Consider the following 7,553-nt stretch of genomic DNA (forward strand, 5'->3'; position numbering starts at 1 on the left):
CAAACGCCGGCCCGTTCCCCCTGGGGAGCGGGCCGGTTGTCGTCTGGGCCGATCCCTGAGGAGCTCCGGAGCCTGCGGAGGTCGGCCCACGATCCCTGAGGAGCTCCGGAGCCTGCGGAGGTCGGCCCACGATCCCTGAGGAGCTCCGGAGCCTGCGGAGGTCGGCCCACGATCCCTGAGGAGCTCCGGAGCCTGCGGAGGTCGGCCCACGATCCCTGAGGAGCTCCGGAGCCTGCGGAGGAGCGTCACGAAGGGTGGTCTCAACGGGGGATTGACCGGCTGAGCCGAACGGTGTGAGGGTGAGATGCGATGCCCACCACCGATCTCGCGACAGCCGAATCCCGCGCACGACCCGCCTGGGTCCGGCGGGCGTTCGAATCCGACTCGGCGGAGCCGGACCTGGATCGCGTTCGCCGGGTGGGGGCACGGTTCCTGGGTCTGGGTTTCATCGGTTACCCGGTGGTCTCCGTGGCGGCGATTCTCGCCTCGGCGCCGCTCACCGACGCCTGGTGGCCACCGTTGAGCATCCTGCTGTCGGTCGGACCCGGAATCCTGTTGATCGCGGCGACCTTTCGGCCGGGCACGGCATGGCTCACGCCGCTGGCGATGACGTCGTGGGTCGGTTACATCCTCGGGCTCGGGTTGTGGTTCGTCGCATGGAACGGCTCGACGCTGGCGGATCCGGGTGGCACGGCCCAGTGGATGGTCGCCTTCTGCGGCATGCCGAGCATGGTCCTGATGCTCGTGCACCCGCGTCTGGCCGTGGTCGGTCTCGTCGCGTCCTCGACCCTCGCGCATCTCTCGCAGCAGCTCGGCCGGTTCGGCGAGGTGACCTCCGACGCGCCGGTGGAGATCCTGTGGTCGCTGATGTTCACCGGCGTCTTCCTCGCGGTGGTGCTGGTGGCCACCCGGACCGGGCGCGAACTCGACGAGACACGCGAAGAGACCTACCGCACCGCGGCCAACGTCGCCGCCGCCTCGGCCCGCGAGGTGGAGAAGGAGCGATTCGACGCCATCGTCCATGACCGGGTCATCGCGTCACTGCTCGCCGTCCGGCCCGGCCGTCCCGATGATCGGCTGGCGGCGCAGGCCGCGTCGGCTCTCGAAGAACTCGCGCGTGTCCCGGGGCCGGATGATCCGGTCGCCGCGAGCGAGGTCGAGGTGATCCGACGCATACGGTCGGCGGCCGCGGACGTCTCGGAACGGTTCGACGTCGAGGTCGTGGACGGCGACGCGGACGGGGACGGGGACGAGCGGTGGCCCGAGGCGGCGGCCTCCTATCCGGTCGAGGTGCTCGACGCGGTCGTCGAGGCGATGTCGGAGGCGCTGCGCAACGTCGCCGGGCACGCCGGGGACGATGCCGAATGCGCCGTCATCGTGCAGCTCGGACCCGACTCGCTGAGCATGGCGGTCGTCGACAACGGTGTCGGGTTCGACCCCGACGCGGTGGCGGCCGGCCGGCTCGGCATCGCCGTCAGCATCCGTGGCCGTCTCGCACGACTACCGGGCGGCCACGCGCGGGTGCAGAGCCGCGCCGGCCGGGGGACCACCGTGCAGATCCTGTGGGAGCGGCCGTGAGACGCGACTGCGCCCGGGGCGTCGACAGCGCTCAGCGCGGCGAGGTCGTGAACGCCTTCGGGATCGGCTCCCGGCCCCTGTGGCTGATGATGGGGGTCCTCGCCTGCGGCTATTTCGCCGTGACGCTGTACGCCGACTCGACCGTCTCCGGGTGGTGGCAGTGGATCGGACTGTTCGCCGGTTTCGTGTTGTTCGTCGTCGCGGGGGTGTCGATTCTCGACTCCCCAGGCGATCCGCTGCCCACGTCGACGACCATCGCCGTCGCCGGGCTGGCCGTCGCGGCGGTGGCTGCCACGCTGTTCTCGCTGCCGTTCCCGCCATCGCACGTGATGCAGACCGGGCCGCCGATGGGCGCGTCGGTGATCATCCTGGCCTTCGTCGCGGTGCGCGGCCGTCCCCTGGCCGCGTGGCTCGCCAGCGCCTGCATCTCGGTCATCGCGGCCGTGTGGGGCGCGGTCTCGACGGCGGGGGCGCTCTGGGGACTGTCCATCACCCTGCCCGGCTACGCGATCATGATCATGGGTTCGCTGTTCTCCGTCATGCTGCGCCCCATGGCCAGGCAGATCTACGCCCTTCGGGAGGCCAACGAACGTCAGGTGGCGCTCGACGCCGCCGCGGCGGCGGCGACCGAGGTGCGGGACCGCCGACTCGCCGCCCTCGACGAACGGGCGCGTCCCGTCCTCACCCGTATCGCCAACCGTGAGTCCTTCACCGCGGACGAGGTCGTCATGGCCCGCCTGCTCGAGGCGCAGTTACGCGACGGCATCCGTGCCTCCGGGCTCGACCTCCCGGTGGTCCGGGATGCGGCGTGGCGCGCACGACAGCGCGGGGTTCGCGTCATCCTTCTCGACGACGGTGGGCTCGCGGCGCTCGACGAAGCGAATGCGGCGACGGCGCGCGAACGGCTCGCCGTCGCCGTCGCCGAACTGCTGGACGAGGTCGACGACGGGCGGGTGACGATCCGCATCCAGCCGCCGGGGCGCGACGTGCTCGCCTCGGTCGGCGTGGACGCCGACCATCGCACCGACCGGGTCGAGTTCGACCACCGCATGATCGTCTCCGCCGATACGGCGCGGGAGACGCCGGCCTCGGGCAGGTGACGCCGCGGGTCAGGCGTTGCCGGTACGCAGCCATTCCAGGACGGCGGGAGTCACCGGTGCGGTGGCGTCGGCGTACTCCGGATGCTTCTTGAGGTATGCGGCGACCAGGGGGCACACGCCCACGATCGTGAGGTCGCGTGCGCGGGCGTCGTCGAGGGCCTCGGTCACCAGGATCGTCGCGAGGCCGCGTCCGCCGAAGTCGGGGTCGACCTCGGTGTGGAAGAACACCCGCGCGGTCAACGGGGCGTCCTGAGTGCCGGAGACACGGTCGCGGTACTCGGCGAAGCCGGCCAACGTCTCGCCGCCGGGCGTCTGGACCAGGATGTCGTACCGGTTCTCCTCGGGATTGTCGCGCACCGTGGTCTCCGCGCCGGTCTTGTCCGCGGTCATCGCTGCACCGTCACGATCGGGCCCTGCACCGACCAGGGGAAGTTGATCCACTTGTCGGTGGTACGCCAGGTGTAGTCGGGGACCGTGATGGTGTGCGGCTTCTTGTAGAGCACGGCGTTGCGGACCTCGGCGACCCGGCCCTGCTCCTGACAGAAGTCGTTGACCAGTTTGAGGGTCTTGCCGGTGTCGGCCACGTCGTCGACGACGAGAACACGCTGGTCGGTGAGGCCGCTCGACTCGAGAAGCGACGGCAACATCACGGGTTCGGACAGCGTCTCGCCGACGCCGGTGTAGAACTCGACGTTCAGCGAGATCATCAGCTTGCAGTCCAGGGCGTAGGCGAGGGCGCCGGCCGGGATCAGGCCGCCCCGGGCGATGCCGAGGATGATGTCCGGGGCGAACGCGTCGTCGGCGACCTGCTGGGCGAGCTCACGGCACGCCACGCCGTTGAGCTCCCACGTCAGGATCTCGCGCTCGGGAGATGTGGTGGTCATGAGAACACTCTTCCAGAGGGTGCGCGACGACGCGTGACCGAAGTCCATGTCGGCGCAGTCGCGCGGCTCGTCGGTCGAGCGATACACGCACCGCGGGTGCGTCGAACGCGGCGAGGAGGCGGAAACGCCACGTCGTGCGAGGTCGCGGACACGACGTAACCATTCGACCCCGACCGCACGACATATTCGTGGAGGACAGACCGAGTCAAATTCGTCGGGAACTCTGATTCGTGCGTAAGTTTGTTGTCGTGGATGCCTAGCGTCAGATCCTTGCCGCCGTCCCATCGGTGGCCGACGACGTGCGACGCTCCGGTTGTCCATGTTGCCGCCCTGTTGTCGACGCGTAGAGGAAGACATGTCCGAGGCCAGTGGTCAGCGACCCTCCGTCGCGTCCTACGCGCCGCGTCATCAACGGCAGGATTCGCCTCTTGCGCCGCTGCCCGAAGACCCGTTCGTACTCCCGGACCCGGTCGAGGAGCAGCTACGACGCTGGCGCGCCGAGCGGTCGAATCCCGCGCCCCCCACCGCCGAGGACGGTGATGCGGCCGAGCCGTCGCCCAACGGGCACGTGACCGTCCCGGCCGAAGAGTCCGCACCCACCGACTCCGCACCCACCGACGGCCCGCCCGTCGACTCCGAGCCGGCCGATCCCGCGTCCGCCGACGCGGCACCCACTGCCGAGGCGCGCGCTGCTGACGCACCCACAGCCGCGGGCCCGCCGGTGAGCACGCGCCCCGTCGAGTCGCCGCTGGATCCGTCGCCCATCGCCCGCGCTTACACGCCACCGCCGGTCCCGACGACCCCGCCGCCCCCACCCGCCGAACGGAACGGACATGTCGTCCGGCCGGCGCCGAACGGCGTGGCGGGACGGGTGGTCCCCGAGTGGCAGAGGGGACCCGTCGACGGGTCGGAGTCGCAGACCGTCGCATTCCCGGTCGCCGACCCGGTGCGGGAACCTGCGCCCGGTGACTCCGCAGGCATCGCCATCGAGGCGAGGAACCTGCACAAGAAGTTCAAGGACATGGTCGCGGTCGAGGATGTGAGTTTCACCGTCCCCGCGGGCAGCATCGTCGCGTTGCTCGGACCCAACGGCGCAGGCAAGACCACGACGGTGAACATGCTCTGCACGCTGCTCAAGCCCGACGGCGGGAGCGCCACGGTCAACGGCCACGACGTCTCGCACGACGCGGCCTCGGTCCGGAAGTCGATCATGCTGACCGGCCAGTTCGCCGCTCTCGACGAGGCGCTCACGGGCCGCGAGAACCTGGTGCTGTTCGGACGCCTCCTGGGCCTGGAGAAGTCGGCCGCGCGGGTACGCGCCGACGAACTGCTCGATGCGTTCTCGCTGACAGATGTCGGCGGCAAACGTGTCCGCGAGTACTCGGGCGGCATGCGCCGCCGGATCGACATCGCCTGCGGCCTGGTCACCGCACCGAGGATCGTGTTCCTCGACGAGCCGACGACGGGGCTGGATCCGCGCAGCAGGCTGGAGGTGTGGTCGCTCGTCGAGAAGCTCCGCGACTCCGGCGTCACCATCCTGCTGACCACCCAGTACCTCGAAGAGGCCGACGTCCTGTCCGACAACATCGTCGTCATCGACAAGGGCCGGGTCATCGCCGAGGGAACCTCCGACGAGCTGAAGGCATCGACCGGTGCGGCCTACTGTGAGGTCACGCCGGCCGACCCGGCCGACCGTGCCCGACTTCGCGACACCCTGGCCGACCTCATCGCCGACCACGTGCAGAGCGCCGACGACCACTTCGTCGCGGTGCCGGCCCCCGATGGTCCGGAGACGCTCGTCGAGGTCATCCAACGCACGGCAGCCGCGGGTATCCCCCTCTCCGACGTCGCGATGCGCCGGCCTTCGCTGGACGAGGTGTTCCTGGCGTTGACCGACCCGCGGCGGGACCGGAGTTCCACCTGACATGACGACTTCTGACGTACTGCGGTCGGGGGCGACGTCGGGGTCTCCGACGACCACGCTGATCGAGCCGCGCGTGCGACCCGTGCAGCAGTGGTGGGCGCTGTCGGGGCGCGGGATCTCCAAGGTGTTCCGGGGCGGCGAGGTCATCTTCGCCTTCATCTCGCCGGCGTTTCTCGCCATCTGTTTCTACGTGCCGCTGCGGAGCATCGTCGAGGTCGCGCCCGGCGTGAACTACGGCCAGTTCCTGATGCCCATCATCGTGCTGCAGTCGGTGAACTTCGCCGCGTCCTCGGCGGCGATGCGCGCGGCCTTCGACGGGGTGCAGGGAATCAACACCCGCTTCCGGGTGATGCCGATGTCGCCGCTGATCCCGATGCTGGCGCGGACCGCGACCAACGGTGTGCTGCTGGTGATCTCGCTCATCTGCGCGGCCGTCGCCTGCCTGATCATCGACTGGCGGCCGGGCGGTGGGGTCTGGGGGACGCTCGGTCTGTTCGGCCTGGCCTTCCTGATCGGAGCCCTGTTCTCGTGGGCGGCAGACGGTCTCGGGCTCGTCGCCGGCAGCCCGGAGGCCACCAGCCAGGCCCTGGCCCTGCCGACCCTGATCCTGGGCATGATGTCCACCGGATTCGTGCCGCTGGAGCAGTTCCCGGAGTGGATTCAGCCGTTCGTGCGCAACCAGCCCATCTCGCAGTTCGCCGACTCGATGCGTGCCCTCGACGCCGGGACCGCCACGTGGCACCAGTTGCAGCCGTCGCTGTGGTGGTGCGCGGGGCTGGCAGCGACCGCACTGGCGTTGCTGGCCGTCAGCACGCGGAGGACTCGCTGATGAGCGCCGCCGGAGTGGGCGCCTCCACCGCGGAATCGACCGCGCAGCGGCATTTTCTGACGACCGCGCCCACCGACGTGCCGACGGAGTCCTCGTTCCGGGCGTGGTGGCGTCAGAGTCTGCCGCTGGCCGGCAGACAGATCGTGGTGTTCGTCCGCGACGTCCCGACGCTGATGCAGGCGTTGCTGTTCCCGGCGCTCAGCATGCTCATGTTCAAGGTCGTGCTCGGCGACGCGATCGGGTCGGCGACGGGTCAGAACAGTGCGTACGGCACTGTGCCGCTGGTCATCCTCGTCGGCGCGATGTTCGGCTCGATCGCCTCGGCGACTCGACTGAACCGGGAGCGGGCGACCGGACTGCTCGCCCGGCTGTATGTCCTGCCGATCCACCGGGCGGCGGACCTCACCTCGCGGGTGATGTCCGAATTGGTGCGGATCCTGGTCACGACGCTCATCCTCCTCGCCGCCGGCCACCTCATCGGATTCCGATTCACGCAGGGGCTGGGTTCGGCGATCGGGCTCGTGCTGGTCGCGCTGGCCTACGGCACCGCCTTCGCGACCCTGACGCTGGCACTCGCCGTCAGCGCGCGCCCAGGGGCGCCGATCGTGCCGTATCTCGGTCTGGCCTCGAGTCTGTTGATGTTCTTCAACTCCGGCTTCTCCCCGATCAGTGCTTATCCGGAGTGGCTGCAACCGATCGTCGCCAATCAGCCCATGACACCGGCCATCGAGACGATGCGGGCGTTCGCGGCGGGTGGCCCACTCGCCGAGAATCTCACGAAAGTCGCTGTTTGGACCGTGCTGATTCTGGTCATTTCCATTTATCCGGCTCTTCGCGGCTATCGGAAAGCCGCGAGGGACCGATGATCACGAACCGATCCCATACCGTCGGGGTAACGAATGACACCCGGCATGGCCCCAATGGGGTCGATGCCGAGCGTGTCAACATCCCCCGTCGGCACATCGGCGCTGGTCAGTGGCTCTTGTGCGAGATCGGACGGGATATCGGCGCCGTCCCCTCGCCACGCGCGGGCACGCCGAAGGGCGTAACAAGGAAGGTGGGTACGGCGATGGCATTCACAGAGGCTGGCCCTGCATCCCGGTTTCATCAGACCCCCTCGCGTGAAATAGGATGGAGATTCTGTGTCGGCGTCCGATGTGGAGGGTCTGAACGATTACCAACGGCAGTGTCGTGAGGTCTAATCGACTGCAGGACTAGCGAGGGAGTGTTCAGAGGAC

At 69.3% G+C, this 7,553-nt stretch carries 6 protein-coding genes and 1 pseudogene; 5 read left to right on the forward strand and 2 right to left on the reverse strand.

The features are described 5' to 3' along the window. The first annotated feature begins 309 nt into the window (after positions 1 to 309). Both AMD30_RS07000 and AMD30_RS07005 read left to right on the forward strand, forming a co-directional pair. Positions 310 to 1,578, forward strand: coding sequence for a sensor histidine kinase (locus AMD30_RS07000; protein WP_055475148.1), 1,269 nt, complete (start codon positions 310 to 312; stop codon positions 1,576 to 1,578). Beyond that, complete coding sequence (locus tag AMD30_RS07005; RefSeq protein ID WP_035717196.1) at positions 1,575 to 2,678, forward strand: hypothetical protein; 1,104 nt, start codon at positions 1,575 to 1,577, stop codon at positions 2,676 to 2,678. Before AMD30_RS07000 ends, AMD30_RS07005 begins: the two co-directional genes overlap by 4 nt. 78 nt (positions 2,679 to 2,756) lie before the next feature. Here AMD30_RS07005 and AMD30_RS07010 read toward each other — a convergent pair. Together AMD30_RS07010 and AMD30_RS07015 are read right to left on the reverse strand one after the other, a co-directional pair. After that, positions 2,757 to 3,068: pseudogene (locus AMD30_RS07010) on the reverse strand (GNAT family N-acetyltransferase); the annotation flags it as partial. Then, entirely contained in the window at positions 3,065 to 3,562 is a 498-nt protein-coding gene (locus AMD30_RS07015; RefSeq protein ID WP_014927852.1) for a phosphoribosyltransferase, read from the reverse strand. The pseudogene AMD30_RS07010 and the gene AMD30_RS07015, both read right to left, overlap by 4 nt. A gap of 355 nt (positions 3,563 to 3,917) precedes the next feature. Between AMD30_RS07015 and AMD30_RS25400 the strand changes: the two genes are divergently transcribed. The 3 genes from AMD30_RS25400 to AMD30_RS07030 are packed head-to-tail and all read left to right on the forward strand — an operon-like array spanning position 3,918 to position 7,181. Then, positions 3,918 to 5,486, forward strand: a complete 1,569-nt coding sequence (locus AMD30_RS25400) for an ATP-binding cassette domain-containing protein (protein ID WP_010842262.1) — start codon at positions 3,918 to 3,920, stop codon at positions 5,484 to 5,486. 1 nt (position 5,487) lies between these two features. Continuing rightward, on the forward strand, positions 5,488 to 6,315 hold the full coding sequence (locus tag AMD30_RS07025; protein WP_014927850.1) for an ABC transporter permease: 828 nt from the start codon (positions 5,488 to 5,490) through the stop codon (positions 6,313 to 6,315). After that, positions 6,315 to 7,181: an ABC transporter permease gene (locus AMD30_RS07030; RefSeq protein ID WP_010842260.1), complete on the forward strand. Its 867-nt coding sequence runs from the start codon at positions 6,315 to 6,317 to the stop codon at positions 7,179 to 7,181. Before AMD30_RS07025 ends, AMD30_RS07030 begins: the two co-directional genes overlap by 1 nt. The last annotated feature ends 372 nt before the right edge of the window (positions 7,182 to 7,553 follow it).

It is taken from the genome of Gordonia sp. HS-NH1 (genome assembly GCF_001418765.1).
Lineage (GTDB): Bacteria > Actinomycetota > Actinomycetes > Mycobacteriales > Mycobacteriaceae > Gordonia.

Excerpts from the sequence above, each read along its gene's own strand:
- AMD30_RS07000 (WP_055475148.1), top strand. The coding sequence starts at position 310 with ATGCCCACCACCGATCTCGCGACAGCCGAATCCCGCGCACGACCCGCC.
- AMD30_RS07015 (WP_014927852.1), bottom strand. The coding sequence starts at position 3,562 with ATGACCACCACATCTCCCGAGCGCGAGATCCTGACGTGGGAGCTCAAC.
- AMD30_RS25400 (WP_010842262.1), top strand. The coding sequence starts at position 3,918 with ATGTCCGAGGCCAGTGGTCAGCGACCCTCCGTCGCGTCCTACGCGCCG.
- AMD30_RS07025 (WP_014927850.1), top strand. The coding sequence starts at position 5,488 with ATGACGACTTCTGACGTACTGCGGTCGGGGGCGACGTCGGGGTCTCCG.
- AMD30_RS07030 (WP_010842260.1), top strand. The coding sequence starts at position 6,315 with ATGAGCGCCGCCGGAGTGGGCGCCTCCACCGCGGAATCGACCGCGCAG.